Source organism: Klebsiella sp. R390, assembly GCF_051131745.1.
Lineage (GTDB): Bacteria > Pseudomonadota > Gammaproteobacteria > Enterobacterales > Enterobacteriaceae > Klebsiella.
This window is the reverse complement of the sequence record NZ_CP180445.1, coordinates 2,963,819-2,980,079: the sequence shown is the minus strand read 5'-3', so window position 1 is coordinate 2,980,079 and position 16,261 is coordinate 2,963,819. Positions and strand designations below refer to the sequence as shown.

Annotated in this window: 9 protein-coding genes; all 9 read right to left on the bottom strand. The window is 57.3% G+C overall.

Going from position 1 to position 16,261, the window contains the following annotated elements; genetic code table 11:
- Positions 1-45: 45 nt before the first annotated feature.
- A complete protein-coding gene (locus ACMYSP_RS13790) occupies positions 46-1,542 on the bottom strand; it encodes a M16 family metallopeptidase (protein WP_434582614.1) in 1,497 nt (498 codons plus the stop codon).
- Between the two features lie 219 nt (positions 1,543-1,761).
- The gene (locus ACMYSP_RS13785; RefSeq protein ID WP_154144294.1) at positions 1,762-3,048 is read right to left on the bottom strand and encodes a dicarboxylate/amino acid:cation symporter; all 1,287 of its coding nucleotides are present in this window, start codon (positions 3,046-3,048) and stop codon (positions 1,762-1,764) included.
- Between the two features lie 155 nt (positions 3,049-3,203).
- Positions 3,204-5,210, bottom strand: coding sequence for a sensor domain-containing phosphodiesterase (locus tag ACMYSP_RS13780; RefSeq protein ID WP_434587095.1), 2,007 nt, complete (start codon positions 5,208-5,210; stop codon positions 3,204-3,206).
- Between the two features lie 229 nt (positions 5,211-5,439).
- Entirely contained in the window at positions 5,440-8,919 is a 3,480-nt protein-coding gene (bcsC, locus tag ACMYSP_RS13775) for a cellulose synthase complex outer membrane protein BcsC (protein WP_434582613.1), read from the bottom strand.
- Positions 8,901-10,010, bottom strand: coding sequence for a cellulose synthase complex periplasmic endoglucanase BcsZ (bcsZ, locus tag ACMYSP_RS13770; RefSeq protein ID WP_434582612.1), 1,110 nt, complete (start codon positions 10,008-10,010; stop codon positions 8,901-8,903). Before bcsZ ends, bcsC begins: the two co-directional genes overlap by 19 nt.
- Before the next feature lie 3 nt (positions 10,011-10,013).
- On the bottom strand, positions 10,014-12,407 hold the full coding sequence (bcsB, locus tag ACMYSP_RS13765) for a cellulose biosynthesis cyclic di-GMP-binding regulatory protein BcsB (RefSeq protein ID WP_434582611.1): 2,394 nt from the start codon (positions 12,405-12,407) through the stop codon (positions 10,014-10,016).
- Positions 12,408-12,417: 10 nt separating this feature from the next.
- Positions 12,418-15,036: a UDP-forming cellulose synthase catalytic subunit gene (gene bcsA / locus ACMYSP_RS13760; protein WP_434582610.1), complete on the bottom strand. Its 2,619-nt coding sequence runs from the start codon at positions 15,034-15,036 to the stop codon at positions 12,418-12,420.
- Positions 15,033-15,770, bottom strand: coding sequence for a cellulose biosynthesis protein BcsQ (gene bcsQ, locus ACMYSP_RS13755; protein WP_434582609.1), 738 nt, complete (start codon positions 15,768-15,770; stop codon positions 15,033-15,035). The genes bcsA and bcsQ overlap by 4 nt, the downstream gene beginning before the upstream one ends.
- An 11-nt stretch (positions 15,771-15,781) precedes the next feature.
- A complete protein-coding gene (gene bcsR, locus ACMYSP_RS13750; protein ID WP_434582608.1) occupies positions 15,782-15,970 on the bottom strand; it encodes a cellulose biosynthesis protein BcsR in 189 nt (62 codons plus the stop codon).
- Between the last annotated feature and the right edge of the window lie 291 nt (positions 15,971-16,261).

Here is a 16,261-nt window from a genome sequence, read left to right as displayed (position 1 = left end):
ATATTGCATGTGGCCCGGGAAACCTCTCCCGGGCCTGCGGAGACATTACTGTGCCGGTGGAATATCCGTGACCTCGCTATGCGCTTCCCCGGCGCTGTCCGCGCTGGTTGTCGCAGCCGGAGGCGGCATCATCAACCGTTCCCACGTCGCTTTCAGATCCTTCATGTCGTATTCCGGTTCGCCCTGCGGCTGCTGCAATACCAGCGCCATATCCTGCGACAGCTGCTGACGCAGATACTGGTTCAGCATGTCGACGGTCAGCGAATCAAGGAACTCCTGACGCAGTTTCTGATACTGCTCCGGCGCGATATCTACCACCTGATTTTGCAGCGAACGCGTACGTTGGCTAATCAGGATATCGGTGTCGGTACGCGCATAGGTGGCAAACAGTTTCTGCAGCTCCAGATTTTTCTGGGCGATCAGGGCATCAAACTCTTCTTCCGGCAGGCCGTTATCACGGACCTTCGCCAGCTCACGAGAGACCGCGCTCAGGTTAGCGTTGAGTTTATTACCCGGTGATTCGATATTGATGGCGCACTGCGCGCGCTGATAGAGCACCCGGCAGTCGAAACCAAGGTTCACATCTTTGACGTTGCCACGACTCAGGCTCTGCTGAACATGCCAGAACAGCGCCTCACGCGCCAGGTCATCGCGCCAGTAGCGTTGCAGCGCAACCGAATCACGGATCGGCTGCCACGGTGAATCCCACATGATCGACAGCTTATCCTGACGCACCGAGTTGCTCATGATACTAACCGGTGTCGTCGGCAACGGCGCCAGCGTCGGCACCGCTGCCGGTGTTTCGCGCTTGCCCTGCAGCTCACCGAAGGTTTTATTGATTTGCTCCGCCACGCTGCGGCTATCGACGTTCCCCACCACGATCAGCGTCATAGCGTCCGGGGTGTACCACTTCTTATAAAACGCCTTCAGCTGCGCCGTATCGACAGGCTGTTTGAGCGGTGCGGCCGGGTCATGGCCGAGCATCGTGGAGCCTTTCAGGCGATAGCGCCACCAGCCATCTTTGGTGTCAAGCGGCCAGGTCGCCACCATATCATCACCCTGCAGGGCGTGATTCACCGATTCCGGCGTGATCACCAGTTTACCGCTGGCATCGGAGAGCCAGTTTAACGCCTCTTTGAGCAGGTCGTTTCGGTTGTTTGGCAGGCTGAGATTAAACATGGTGTAGCTATACGAGACCAGCGCCGGCGGCATAGGACGATTAGGATCGATGCTTTGCTGCCACAACGAGCGCGCCTGCATAGTCGGCAGACTGCCGCTTTGTGTCAACGCCAGCCGCGGGATAAAGCGGGTGAAGCCGCTCTGCTGAGTGCTTTCACTCAGCGAGCCAATATTCACGAACAGACGGACTTCAATACGATCGCTGGGACGCTGCGGAGTGGCTAAAACCTGCCACTGGAGTCCGTTGGCGAGAGTCCCCTGTTGCCAGGCCGGGTCCGGCTGGAGCGCTTCTGCTTGCACATAACCGGCCGCTGCCATCATCAGCAAACCACCCGTTAACAGTCGAATTTTTGTGCCCTGCATGTGAACCCCTGATGAACATTCCTGGTTACAAAAGCAACCCGCTCGCGGGTCGCCAAAAAGAGAGTGAGCAAAGTACGTCGTTTAGACCACGTGGAGATGAAAATGTCACACGGAGACGTAAAATAAACATAAGGCATCGTCCCCCGCTGCCGGGGAAGGATGCCTAATTATGCGCAGGAGCCCGGAGTCCAGCAAGGACAACGGGCTTAACAGAAGGATTTAAGAGGATAATTCGTGCGATTTGTTCGCTGGCGTACGGTTATTCAGGACATCATCCAGCTGTTGGGTGTCCAGCTCTTTGACCCATTTTGCCACCACAACGGTTGCAACGCCGTTACCCACCAGGTTGGTCAGCGCACGCGCTTCTGACATAAAGCGGTCAATCCCGAGAATCAGCGCCAGACCGGCAACCGGTAAATGGCCCACCGCCGAAATCGTCGCCGCCAGTACGATAAAGCCACTTCCCGTCACGCCCGCCGCCCCTTTAGAGGAGAGCAGCAGCACCACCAGCAGGGTGATTTGATGGAAGATATCCATATGGCTGTTGGTCGCCTGGGCAATAAAGACCGCCGCCATCGTCAGATAGATCGAGGTACCATCAAGGTTAAAGGAGTAGCCGGTTGGAATGACCAGGCCGACCACCGATTTACGACAGCCCAGCTTTTCCATTTTATCCAGCATGCGCGGCAATGCCGATTCAGACGACGAAGTCCCGAGAACAATCAGCAGTTCTTCGCGGATATAGCGGATAAATTTGAAGATGCTGAAGCCGGTTATCCGGGCGATAGAACCCAGTACCACCACCACAAAGAGAATACAGGTGATGTAGAAGCAGATGATCAGCTGCCCCAGTTGCACCAGGGAGCCCACGCCATATTTACCGATGGTAAAGGCCATCGCCCCGAAGGCACCGATCGGCGCCAGGCGCATGATCATATTGATGATGCCAAAGATCACCTGCGAGAAGCTCTCAATGACGTTGAAAATGAGCTGCCCCTTGCTGCCGAGGCGATGCAACGCAAAGCCGAACAGCACCGCAAACATCAGCACCTGCAGGATGTTCCCACTGGCAAACGCGCCAATCACGCTGCCGGGAATGATATCCAGCAGGAAGGCGACAATCCCCTGTTCTTTGGCCTGCTCGGCGTAGACCGCCACAGCATGTGCATCGAGCGTAGCCGGGTCGACGTTCATCCCCGCGCCGGGTTGCACAACGTTAACAATGATCAGCCCGATAATCAGCGCGATGGTACTCACTACTTCAAAGTAAAGCAGCGCCACCGCACCGGTGCGGCCAACGGCCTTCATGCTTTCCATCCCGGCAATCCCTGTCACGACCGTACAGAAGATAACCGGGGCGATCACCATTTTAATCAGTTTAACGAAGGCGTCGCCAAGGGGTTTCATCTGCGCGCCAAGTTCCGGGTAGAAATGGCCCAACAGAATACCGATCGCGATGGCAGACAAAACCTGCACATAGAGGCTTTTGAACAGAGAGGTTTTCATAGGGTGTCCTTAGGTATAACCACAGACATTGAGGGGTCATATGGCGTCTGTGGCCTAAAAGTAACACCAAGGAAACATTTCAGAAATAACTAACCGCAATAATGCAACGGAATTGTTAAAAACTTTGAACTGACACGCACAAGTTTACTCTGGTTTTACAAACTTGCACCCTCTTCACCCTGACGGAGATACTGCGCGGTAAACGTCTCCTGCGCCACCGCATCGCCGGAAAGTGCCCCCTGAACAACATCGACACCGGATGTCTGCAACCAAAGGTACTGCTCTTGCTTTTCGACCCCTTCGGCGACAATGCGCAGATTCAGGCCGCGCGCCAGCTGGATAATTGCCGGGACCATGCTGGTGTCCTCGGGCAACATATCAATAAATACCTTATCGATTTTCAGAATGTCGACCGGCAGCGATTTCAGGTGCTGAAGCTGACGCAGCCCGGCGTACCCCATACCAAAATCATCCATCGCGATACGCACGCCGGCATCACGCAGCGGGCGCAGCAGCGAAACCACCATCTGTGGGTCATCCAGACGACGGCTGTCGGTAATCTCGAGGATCAGCGTACCCGGCGCAATACGGTAGCGTTCGAGTAACGTCAGCATTTCGGCGCCGCGGTCATGATGCAGCAGCTGCAGGAGCGAGACGCTCACCGACAGCGGCAACATCATGCCCGCACTTTGCCACGCGGCGAGCTGGCGACAGGCGGCTTCCAGCACCCAGTAGCCCACCGGCACCGTCAGGCCGCAGGCGTCGATGCGCTCAAGCAGGCCTGGCGGCAGCGACCAGCTGCCATCGGCCTGATGCTGGCGCAACAGCACTTTCGCCCCACAGACCTCGCCGCTGGCGGTATTCACCTGCGGCTGAAGCCAGATAGCAAATTGATGGTTATCCAGTGCTGCCAGGATATCGTGCTCTTCCATCAGCCGGCGCTGGGCTTTTTCCATCTGGGCGGGATCGAAAAACTCAATCTGGTTTTTCCCTTTATGCCGCGCGGCAACGGCGGCGGAAAATGCCCGGCGGTAGAGTTGCTCCGCCGTCAGTTCGCCATTGAACATCGCAATCCCTACGCTGGCACAAGGGCGCAGCTGGATACCGTGCAGCGGCAGCCGTTCATTAATAACAGTGAGCACTTGCTTACTTAATGTCACCGCATGCCAGGGCTCGCTCATTCCCTGGGCCAGAATCGCAAAGTCATAACCGCTGATTTGGGTCAGCACCATCCGCGGCGGGATAATACCGCGCAGTTTTTCCACCAGCGTCAGCAGCAGGATCTCGCGCTGGGTCTCTTTCAGCACTCCAGCCGTGTCCTGCAGGGTTTCACAGGCAATCACCAGCAGGGCTGAGGTTTGCGGTCGGGCCACCGTCTGCTCAAGTAGTGCCATCAAGAAGGCTTTATTGGGCAGGTCGGACACCGGGAAACGGGTGGATTGCAATGCCAGCTCGTCGTGCTGACGCAGCAGGGTTTGCTGGTTGCGGTTATAGCTGCGCACCAGCAGGCCCAGCTCATCATCGTGGTGCAACCGCGGCAGCGTTAACTGATGCCCCAGCCGGTCCTGCTGCGCGACTTCATTGAGTTCGCGCGCAATTTTGCGCAGCGGGCGCACTATCAGGCGGTTGATACACCATGTAATGGCGACCGTCAGGATGAGCACCAAAAGGAAGTAAGCGGTCACTAACGTAGAGAGCACGCTCATGATGAATTTGTAGGTCTGCCAGGAATCAGCCTGCAGCACCAGGTAGGCAATCGGCTGTGGGTTAGCCGGTCTTTCCAGCGAATAGACCGGGAGCGAGATCTGGATTGGCAGTTCGAAAATACGGGTGATGGTCACCGGCACCGGACGTTCGGGGATAAAGCGCATCCGCAGCGCCTGGAATTGATTCGGCAACACCACATCGGCCCGGCTGACAATGCCAGCAGGCTGAATACGGCTGAGGATGGTTTCCGCTTCCGGAATATCCCCCTTCAGGATGGCCGAAGACAGCGGTTCACGAACCGCACGAGCGATACTTTCTAAGTGCGTGGCCGTCGAAAAGCGATTCTGTTGCACAAAGTGAAACAGCAAAATAGAGCAGAAGACCAATACAAATGCCATGGACACGCCCGCGACCATCGCCATTTGTTTAATTGTTAGTGAACGGCTGACGCGCAACTGGGTTCTCCACTGATACACTGATACCTGATACATACCCGGTTTAGATCCATCAAACCGGTCTTTTTCAGGCTGATTATATACTCAACGCCCGCCAGCCTGTAGCCCGGTCAGCGTAGCGCCGCCGGGGGAACGAATGCCCCACGTAGCCAAAGACGGACGAAGTGTGACGAGTATACGCGAACGGACGGGTGGAGTGACGTCCGAAAGCGTAATTCAGGCGATTCTGTTACCAGTCAGCATAGGGAACGAGCGGCTGCGGCGGCATGTCCATATCGCCCTGCCAGCCGGCCGCCGAGTAGCGGACGTAGAGTAACGCATGGCTCGGGGTATAATCTTTCGCCTGCTGGATATCCACCGCCGCGCCGACAAACCAGTTTCCGGTGACCCGACGCTCAACCAACGCCCGGGCGGTGTAACCAAAGCCCTGGCTGCTGCTGCCTTCTTCCGTCAGCTGACTGGCGTCAGCACGGTATTCTGAGGGGATCAAATTCAACAGCGGATAGCGCGCCTGGGTTTTGGTCCGTGAATGCGACCAGGAGACTGAACCACCCAACTCCCATGACCAGTTTTCCGTGCGCTGACGCCAGGTCACCGGCACTGCGAACGAGATATACTCCTGCGGGCTGTAGTAACCGCCTTGCCCCAGGGTATAACCGCTCAGGTCCTTGTCGTAGTGCCAGAGCATATTGTTCAGGCCTACCGTGACGCGGCGATTGTCTTCATTGATAACTTTATAGTAATAGCCGGTCATCCAGCGCACGCGCCAGTTGTCCTCGACATTTTTGCCCGTGAGCTGATCGACGCCCAGCGAAGACCAGACTCCGTTGGCTTCACCTTTGTCGTAGCTCAGGCTAACGCCACCGCCGTCAGCACGCACGCCGCCCCAGGTTGTCCCGGTATGGCTGCTGCTGTCTTTCTGTCCGCCAAAGGCCAACAGCGAACTGGAAATCGGTCGACGATGCATATTGACGGTATAACCGATCGGCCCGAGGTCGTTGCTGTAGCTCAGTCCACCCACGACATCGACGACGTTAAAGCCCATCGGCGTGGTGCCAATATCGCCGCTCCAGGTATCGTTCTTCCAGCCCACCGCAATACTGGCCCCGCCGTCGCTCTGGTTCTTACTGCCGCTGGTACAGGCAATTTCGCCACAGGTCCCCCAGCTCGGCGAGTAGCTGCCGTCGCTGTTGGTGGAGAAACTCCCGGCGTCCATATTGACGAGGTCGGTACGGAAGAACATCCGCCCGTCGGCAAGCGGCGCATCCACGTGCAGCATGGTGGTATGCGCTTTCAAATCGGAATAGCCGCCGGTACCGCTGGAGCCCCAATAATCATGCTCCAGGGTCACGTTGAGATCCTGCTGACGATAGAGATCGGCAGCGTCGCTGCGAACCCCACGTTTCAGCCAGTCATCGCTGCTGTCGTTGCGAGTTAAGCGGGTAAAGGTGTCGTTATCCTGCGGGCGGACAGGCGTCACGCCCGCGGCCACCATCGCATCTTTGTAACTTTCCAGCGCCTGCTGCGGCTCGCCGTTTTCCGTCTGGAAACGGGCCGCATCACGCAGCACCAACGCACTGTCCATCGACGGCGGCTGGGATTTCGCCTGCGGGATAATGCGCTCAAAAATCTGCTGCGCCTGGGCAGTATCACCAAATCCGGCCGTCGCCAGGGCAATCCGCCGCTGCATATTGAGGGAGTCGGTTTCGTCGTCCTTCAGCTTGCTGACCTGCGCGCGAGCGGCATTTTTATCGCCCTCGGCAAGATACACTTCCGCCAGACCCAGGCGCGCATCGCCGTTGTCCGGCTCTTTACCCAGGGCATCATTGTAGCGGGCGATCGCCGTCTGGTTGTCGCCACGCTGCTGCGCCCAGTCCGCCAGCGTCAGATCGTAACGGACCAGCGGCGGTTGCTGTTTGATCAGGGCAATTGCCTGCGCTTCCTGGCCACTATCGCGTAGCTGGTTGGCCTGGCGAATCACTTTATCGCTTTGCAGGCGCGCATCCAGCTCCCGAATATTATCCGTCCATTGACCCCGCGGCAGCGCGTTAATCTGCGCCAGCGCCCTGTCATCCTGGTTATTGCCGGATAAATAGAGCCCGTAGGCATAGACGCGGTCGGCATCGCCAGGTTTACGGTTGACCATATCGCGCATCAGCGTATCGGCTTCCGTCTGCTGGCCTGCGCTGACTAAATCGCGAGACAGGCGGTAGGTGATCCACACGCTGTCCGGGTCAAGTGCCAGACGCCGGCGCTGAACTTCCGCCGCCTGCGCCCAGTTCCCCTTGCTCTCCAGAGCTTCGGCCTGTTTTTCTAACCGTTCATTGGCCAGGCTGCGTTCAATATCGTCAATGCTGCGGCGCTGGCTCGGCGACAGCGTGGCAATATAGGCGCTGGCTTTCTCCGGTGATTCGCTACGATAGAGGTTAGCCAGTCCGCGAACCGCCAGGCTGTTACCGCGATCCATCCGCAGGGTGCGCTGATAATAACGCTCCGCCGCAGCCGTATCTTTGCGCGCCGCCGCCACATCGCCGAGTCCAAGAACCGCATAGCTATCGGTATTGTCGACCCGCTGCGCCTGGGCATAGGCGTTTTGTGCCTGATCCAGCTGCCCGGCTTTCAGCGCGTTATCGCCCTGCTTGATCAACAGCCAGTAGCGGTTGGTCTGTAGCAGGCTGTCCCATTTATCGCGGTTCGGGCTTTTGGGATCCATCGCGATCGCTTTGTTCAGCTGTGCGACGGCCCGGGCTCTGTCACCGCGTTGGGAATAGGCCTGACCCAGCGCCCCTACCGCGTCGCTGTCCCTGGCATCAGCCCGGACGGCCTGTTGTAAACTAGCAATGGCCTGTGCCGGGTTGTCGTTTTTCACCGCCGCCAGCCCTTCGGATCGTTCGCGGAACGCTGGATCCTGTAGCTGTGCCTGCTGCTGAGCCAGCAGCACCCGGGCATTTGCCGCCGATTCACCGGTGCTGAACAGCGTCAGAAAACGCTGCAGCTCCTGTACGCTGCTTTTGCTGACCGGCATGTCTTTGATTTCGCTGAGCCACATATCCGCCGCGGTTCCCCGACCGGCGGCCGAGCGCGACATCTGCTCTAAATAGGCAAAGCCTTCCGCGAGCTTGTTATCAGCAAACATCTGCTTGGCGAGTGTGGCCTGAAGATCGGGGTTGCCAGGCGCGCTGGCATCCAGTTTTTTCAACTGGGCAACCGCTTCTGCATGGCGGGCCGGAAGCCGTGCCACCAGCGCCCAGTATTCGATCGCCAGCGATTGATCGGGCGGCACGCCGCCGAACAGTTTGTCAAAAGCGGCAATGCCCTCTTCCACCCGCCCTGAGACCCCTAGCAGGCGTGCTTGCTGTAGCTCCTGACGCCCGTCACTGGTGCTAAGGCTCATCTCGCTACGCGATGATTTCAGTTCCGCAGAGTCCGGGGCCAACTTGGCTAATTTTTCGAGCTGTTTTTTCGCGCCGGAGGTGTCGCCCTGGCGCAACAGATAACGCATGTGCGCCGCAATATAGGCGGGATTATTCGGGTCAATCAGCTCCAGTCGATATAAGGATTGCTTCACCAGATCTTCACGATGGCTCGCTTCACCCAGCCGGACCTGCTCCAGCAGATGTTCCTGGGCGGGCGTCGTCGCCGCCTGTACCGCTGGCAGCAGCACGATGCCCAACGACAGCGTGATAACATTTAGTCTGAACTTGCGCATTCCTTGTTCCAGTCAGGTCGTAATTCGCCTTCCACAGAGAAGCGAAAACGATGTTGATCCCATCCCTGGCCAAAAAGAGTCAGGACCGCATTATAGTAGGCATCTGCGCCGGGATAGTGGTCTGCGACGCGTTGGCGTTGCACGGCCCGGATGTCATCATTTTGCAGGAACGGCAGCAGCGACGCCGAGAAGCCAACCGGACCGTTTCCGGTCGTTTTCCCGGTAGCAATATTCACTTTCTCCGGCGGTACGCCGAGGTGAATCGTCTGAGCTTCCATCGGCGCAAAGCGGGACAGCAGCTGTGCTTTCTGTTTATCGCCGTCATCCAGCATCCCGGCCCATAAATAGACCCGAATCGCGTCATAGCTGCCAATAATCGGTTTGTCGGCTTTCAGCTGCCAGCCTTTGCCTTTTTCATAACGCACCCAGTCAGGGGAGAAACCTTTCGGCGCCGTCTCCAGCAGCAAACGTAAGTTGCTGTCGCGCAGCGCCGGCCACGGGGCGTCAAAACGGGCAAAGTAGCTGGCCAGCTGTGGTGGAAGATAGCTGGGGTTAAAGCGCCAGCCTTTATCGTCAGCAAAGCCGACTTTTCCCGGCAGCACCATCGGGCCCAGCCCTGGCACTTCCACCACTTCTTCATCGGCAATCCGAGACAGCAACGCCTTGCCCACTTCCGTGTACTGCGGCACCTGCCACAAACGCCCGGCCTCCAGTAGCGACCAGGCTATCCATAAATCGGAGTCAGAGGCCGAGTTGCTGTCCAGTAACGTCCACTGCTCCTCGCTTTTCTTGCCCCACAGCCAGCCAGGCAAATGCGCACGCAGGTCGCCCTCTGCCAGGTTGTTCTGCGTCCACTGAAAGAGCGTATCGAAGCTCTTACGATCGTTGGCCGCCAGCGCAAAGAACAGCGCATAGCTTTGCCCTTCAGAGGTCGTTATTTTCCGGGCATCGCTGGGATCAACCACCCGTCCTTCGGCGGTCACAAAATCTTTTTTAAACTGATCCCAGGCCGGCCACTGGCAAGCGGCATTCACCTGCGCCGCCGCCAGCATTAACACCGACATGATTGCTCCACGTACTGCTTTCATCATGGTTTACTCGTCATCAAGATGGAGGCGACGACGGCTGACAATACGCAGCATCCGCCACAGCACCCACGCCAGCAGCACGATACTCACGGCCGCCAGAATCGCCAGCAGCACCGGATGGCTCGACAGCGCAAACCAGATGCGTTCAAACCACGGCAGGTGGCCGACATAGTAAATATCGCCCACGCGCAGGCTATTAACGCCCGACTCACGGATCACCGCGGCGGAACCAAACATCGCCGCCCGCTTACCGGTATCGTTCAGGGCGCCGTTCAGCAGCTCGTTACCACGCGCACTATCCGCCAGCAGCGCTATCACGCTACGTTGATCATAGTACGGCGACTGGAAGCTGATAATGGCCGCCATTGGTCCGGAAGAGGTGATATCCGTACGGGTGTTCGGCGTTCTGGCTTCGTCATCCGGGTAAATGCTCGGCAGGTCGTAGTGACGCATCGGCATTTTCACCCAGCTTTTGGTCGCTTCGACCAGCAGGTTAATTTTACTTTCGTCTTTCAGCTCGGCTGGAATCGCGCCAATCAGCAGCAGATCGGCATCTTTGTCCTTAATCTTGCTGCCATCATCAGTAACCTGCATGTTGATCGCAGCGAGGCCCGTCTGGGCGCCAATCCCACCAACAGAGCTCAGCAGCGTCGCCACCTGACCCTCGGTCGGGGTTTTTGGTACCACGATCAGAGTGTCGGTGAGGTCGGCCATCCGGCTATACGGGAAGCCGGCGTTGGCAAAGACGCGCAGGTCCGGCATCGCGATAAAGTGGTAATACTTCGAGAAGTCGATCGTCGAGTCATCACCAATCACCACGTGGTTGCTCACCGGCTGGAAGGTAATACAGTTATCGATAGACCCACCCGGCATCGGGTTCATGTACTGGAAATCAAAGCGCAGTTGGTTCATCGCGCCAAGGCGCAGGGCCGGAATCGTCATCTCCGACTTGCCGTCCAGCAGCCCTTGCAGCACCGGCAGACGCAATATCAGGTTACTCACTTCCTGGGTACTGCTGAGGCTGAACGATTGCAGGAACTGGTCGTTGAGGCTGACATCCATGCGCGAACTGTCTTTGATCGGCGGCATGGTGTAGCGATAGTTCAGATTCATATCAATGCCGTTGGCGCGCAGCAGATAGAGATCCGGCGGCAAATTCAACGCCACGTTAATGGAGTCCGGCACCAGACCACTGGACTGCAGCTGCTGCTCATAGGTTTTCAGCTCGCCAAAGGTCACTTTACGGTCAGTACGCACCCAGTTCGGCGCATCGTACGGTTTACGCTCCTGCAGCTCTTTGACGCCATCCACTTCGACGCTGCTGCCACGGAACAGAATATTACCCTGGGCGATGCCCTTGGCTGCCAGTAACAGGTCTTTGTCATCGCGCCCGAAGACCACCAGCAGTTTGACGTAAGGGTTATTCGGGTGGTCGATCATTTCGATGGTCGGCGCCTTCACCGGCGGATGTTCACGCAGGAAGTCCGGGCGCTTGTCGTTGGTCGCAAACACAATGGCGTTGCGTTCCGGCAGCTGGTTGAACAGCACCGGGAAGTTCTGGCCACGCCAGCCGGCTTTGCTACCAAACCATGAGGCCACAATCGCCGCTGCATGCTGCTGCTGCGCATCCGGCGAGGAGGCAAAGACCATCGGCAGGGTCAGCGGGCGGTTGTCACGCGGATCGTAGAACGGGACCGGGAAGTGGGACAGGTCGTTACGCACCGCCAGGGCCTGGTAGGTCAGATCGAGGTTACTGTTACGCCCGACGTCCAGCCACAACGTACTGCTGGCCGGGTTTTCACAGACATCGCGATAATGGCCAACAAACTCCAGACGCACGCGGTTGAAGTCGGTGATATACAGCGGGTCGATTGGGATCTGCGCGTTGATTTTTTTACCCAACTGCTCTTTGGTGACCGGCAGGACGCCCATTAGCTCATCGTTGAGATATACCTTCAGCTGCGACTGTACCGGCAGTAACGAAGGCGACGGCGTGTAGTCGAGATTAAGCACCGCTTTAGTCACCACTTCATCACTGCGCATACCAAATTCAACTGCACCGTCAGGATGCGCGCCGCGCAGCACCATGCTGCCCGGTGCCGGGGCGATGGTGGCAAATGACAGCTTCACGTCGCGGCTCGGCACGTTTTCCACCACTACGGGTGCTGCTGCGGGGTCAGCCACGGTGGCCGTCGGTTGACCTTCGGCGACAACCGGCGCAGGGATCGCCAGCGGATCCGTTGCCGTAGCGCCCGGCGCTGCTGGCGTTACCGGAGCGGCAGGCGCCGTCGGGGTCGGGGCTGCCGCAATCGCGGTCGTCGGTTCCGAAAAAGTCGCTAAGGGATACCAACCAGCTATTCCCACCGCTACTGCACAAATTAAAGAGAGTTTTCTTTTCATCGCATTATCATCATTGTTGAGCCATTTCTGGTTCTGAAGAGAGTATCGCTGCGGCGCGTTCAGGCCGGCGAGGAACAAACGAAACTATCCAGGCAACCAGCATGGTGAGCGAGCGGAAAATAACCTTCACCGACGGCGGTGAGAACTCCGCCAGGTGACGATATCCACGGAACCCCAGTTTCAGGATATCCAGCAGGCTTTCCATCGGCTTATCTTCCGGGAAGCTATCCTGCCAAAGCGCCCACGTATCAGCGCGGGCAAACGTACACTGTACAAAATCAATATGTTGTTGGTTGGTCAACGGCATTAACTGTAAACCAACCTCACTGCCATTCACGCGCGCGACCCGTACCGGGAAGGCATACTCCTGTTGCCCGCGTTTCAGCAGCAGATTTACCTGCTGCCCTTCCAGCACCTGCGCCTTACCGTGAATTTTGATCCCCAGCCCGCCATCAGAATAGTCATGAACGGTACAGGAGAACAGGTGGCCATCTTCGCGGGCAATCGCGGCCGGCATGCTCATTTCCACACGGTGCGAGCGTCGAACCTGCTTACTCTCGACCGATACCGCCACCGCGCCGCCGAGGATAATCAGGTTGTAGAACACCCAGACAATACTGACCCAGACGGTAAGAACTTCGTTTTCCGGTCCATAGAAATGACGCCAGATCCCCACGGCAACCCCCACCAGGTTCAACAGAACCAGGTAGATATAGGGCCGCGAGATCACCCAGTCGACATATTCGTCCTCGACCAGTCCGCCCTTCGCCGTCACGTTGAACTTGCCTTTATGCGGGTTAATCAGCGCGACAAAGGTCGGCGGCGCGATATACCAGGCCAGCGTGGTTTCGTAGATTTCACTCCAGAAAGAGTGGCGATATTTGCCCTGGATCTTCGAGTTCGTCAGACTCGCGTGAATCATATGCGGCAGGACGAACAGCGCGATCATCAATGCCGGGGCATAGATGATATAGGCGTGCAGCAGGAGAAATGCCAGCGGGGCTATCAGGAAGATCAACCGCGGAATACCAGACAGGAAGTGCATCATCGCATTGACATAACAAATCCGCTGCGCAAACTTCAGTCCCTTACCAAACAACGGGTTATCAAGACGGAAGATCTGTACCATCCCGCGCGCCCAGCGAATACGCTGGCCGATATGAGCCGACAAACTTTCGGTTGCCAGCCCGGCGGCCTGTGGAATACGCATATAGGCCGAAGTGTAACCGCGACGGTGCAGACGCAGGGAGGTGTGGGCATCTTCGGTGACCGTCTCAACGGCGATGCCGCCAATTTCATCCAGTGGACCGCGACGAATCACCGCACAGGAGCCGCAGAAGAAGGTGGCGTCCCACATATCGTTACCATCCTGCACCAGACCGTAAAACAGCGTGCCTTCGTTTGGCGTTTTGCGGAATCGACCGAGGTTACGTTCAAACGGGTCCGGGGAGAAGAAGTGGTGCGGCGTCTGCATCATCGCCAGCTCTTTCTCCTTCAGGAACCAGCCCATGGTCATCTGCAGGAAGGAGCGCGTCGGGACGTGGTCACAGTCAAAAATGGAGACGAATTCGCCTTTGGCGTATTTCAGGGCATTGTTGATGTTACCGGCCTTCGCATGTTCATGGGTCGTACGGGCGATATAGTGCACCCCGACATCTTTGGCGAACTGACGAAACTCTTCACGACCGCCGTCATCGAGGATCCAGATATTGACCTTATCTTTCGGCCAGTCGATACCCTGCGACGCATAGATAGTGTTTTTCACCACATTAAGGTCTTCGTTGTACGTCGGCACGAAGATATCCACGGTTGGCCAGTCGGCCATATCTTTTGGCAGCGGCACCGGTTGGCGATTGAGCGGCCAGACCACCTGGAAATAGCCCAGCACCAGCACCAGCCAGGCATAGGTTTCAGCAAACAGCAGCACCAGCCCGCACACCAGACTGACCGGATCGTTCCAGTTCAACGTCGAGGTATAGCGCCACCAGATATAACGACAGGAGACGGTCAGCGAGAGGACAATCAGCATCAGAGCGGAAAAACGCCCCGGAATACGGCGTACCAGCAGCGCCACGCCCCACAACAGCAGCAGGAAAATAAACTGCGACAGCGGGTTAAACGGCTGCGTGATACAGAGCAGAGCCAGTATCAGCGAGAAGACCACCACCACGCCGAGGATAGCCTTACGCAGTTTCGGATTCAGGTGTGCCAGCTCTTTCTGTTTATTCAGGTGGCTGGTACGGGTGTTGACCCGTTCCGGGAGCGTCTCCATCCATTGCGTATAGCGCCCGTGAACGCCTTCGAGGGCGACAAAGGTCCGCCAGTTCGCCTTTTTCTCAGGTTCCGGCACCCGCGTCACCAGCAGCCACAGAGACTGCAACAGATAACGTAGCGGATCCAACAGACGCGGGCGATGGGGATTAATATGCGGGAAATAGTCGCGATGGTTATTCAGAATGGCCTGCCAGCGTGGGGTTTCCAGCGGCATCAGCGCCCAGACGATTGACGCCCACAGGCAGCCCATCGCCGCAGACAGCCACGAGGCGCCGTGCTGACGATAATCACGGTAGCGTTCGCTCAGTCGTTCCGCCACCGGAGGCGCCAGCAACAAGGCGCTCAGGCGTATCATGGTGCCTCCACGCGGGAATAGTGCAGTAAACACCAGCTGGCAAGGGTCAGTATCTCTTCTGCAGCCAGGGAGTCCTGGCGATATTCACCGAGCGGCTGCTTCGCCGCCAGGCACTCCGCCATCGCCTCATCACGATGAATGGTGATGGGCAGAATACGGCGCTGGCTCTCCAGCCACAGCTGGTATAAATCTTCCTGCAGCTGGCTACCAACACGCAGATCGTTGATCAGCACATCGCCGTTGACCGGGAGCGCCTGCTGGTGCAAGCGAATATGGCAATTGCCATCGGGATGTACCACCACCAGCGTGCGGTCGCAGGCGCTAATCAGCGCGCTGGACAGCGGGGAGTACCCTTCGGGTAAATCCAACAGCACCCAGCGATGGTCGCCCTGCCTGACCAGTTTTTCGACGATGTCGGCGATCGGTTCCAGCGTCGGATAGAGCGAATCAACATGCTCTCTCTCACCGGGGGTGAGCTGACCAAACGGCAGAATATCGATATGCGAGGTATAGCGAACACCGGCATCACGCCAGTCACGCCCGTCAAGCAATGAACGCGCCCAGCCATCCTGATGGGATGCCTCGACGTTAAAGAAAAAACGCAGCATATTGTCCGGGCTGGCATCGACCACCAGAACCGTTTCACCAAGGAGCTGTAACGCCCAGGCCAGCGCGGCGGTAATCGACGTGGTGCCCACGCCACCGCGTATACCCTGTAATCCTAGAATAGCCATCGGCAGCGTCCTTACTTTTTCTCTGCGAATTCAGCCAGGAGTGGCCAGCGTTTCAGCGCCGCGGCTAACTGCTCGCGCCGGGAAATGTCATGGTAGTCAATTTCAGGCAAAGAAAATGCCCGGCTTAGCGCCAGGAAATCATTTTGAAAGGTATAGCCTAATGTGGCATCAGAAGGTACTGCAGGCTCTTTTCCCGGCATTTCACTTTCCATTCACAAATAACACATAAATAAAACCCGAGGTACAAAAGGCTCAATCTCAAATCACCTATGCCCAAAATAATTCGAGTTGCTTGTAGGCGGCAAGGCCGTTAATACCCAGGAGCTTACTCTAGCTAGTGACTGGGGTGAACGGTTGCAGCCAACACCCAGGCAACTTGAAGGATGAAGGGTATATATATGCTAAAACTGATACCCTTTAATTTCAATGTTAGGTTTACTCTGCCGCTTTCGCTAGTAAACTATTCTAGTGTAAATCAGTTCTCACGAGGG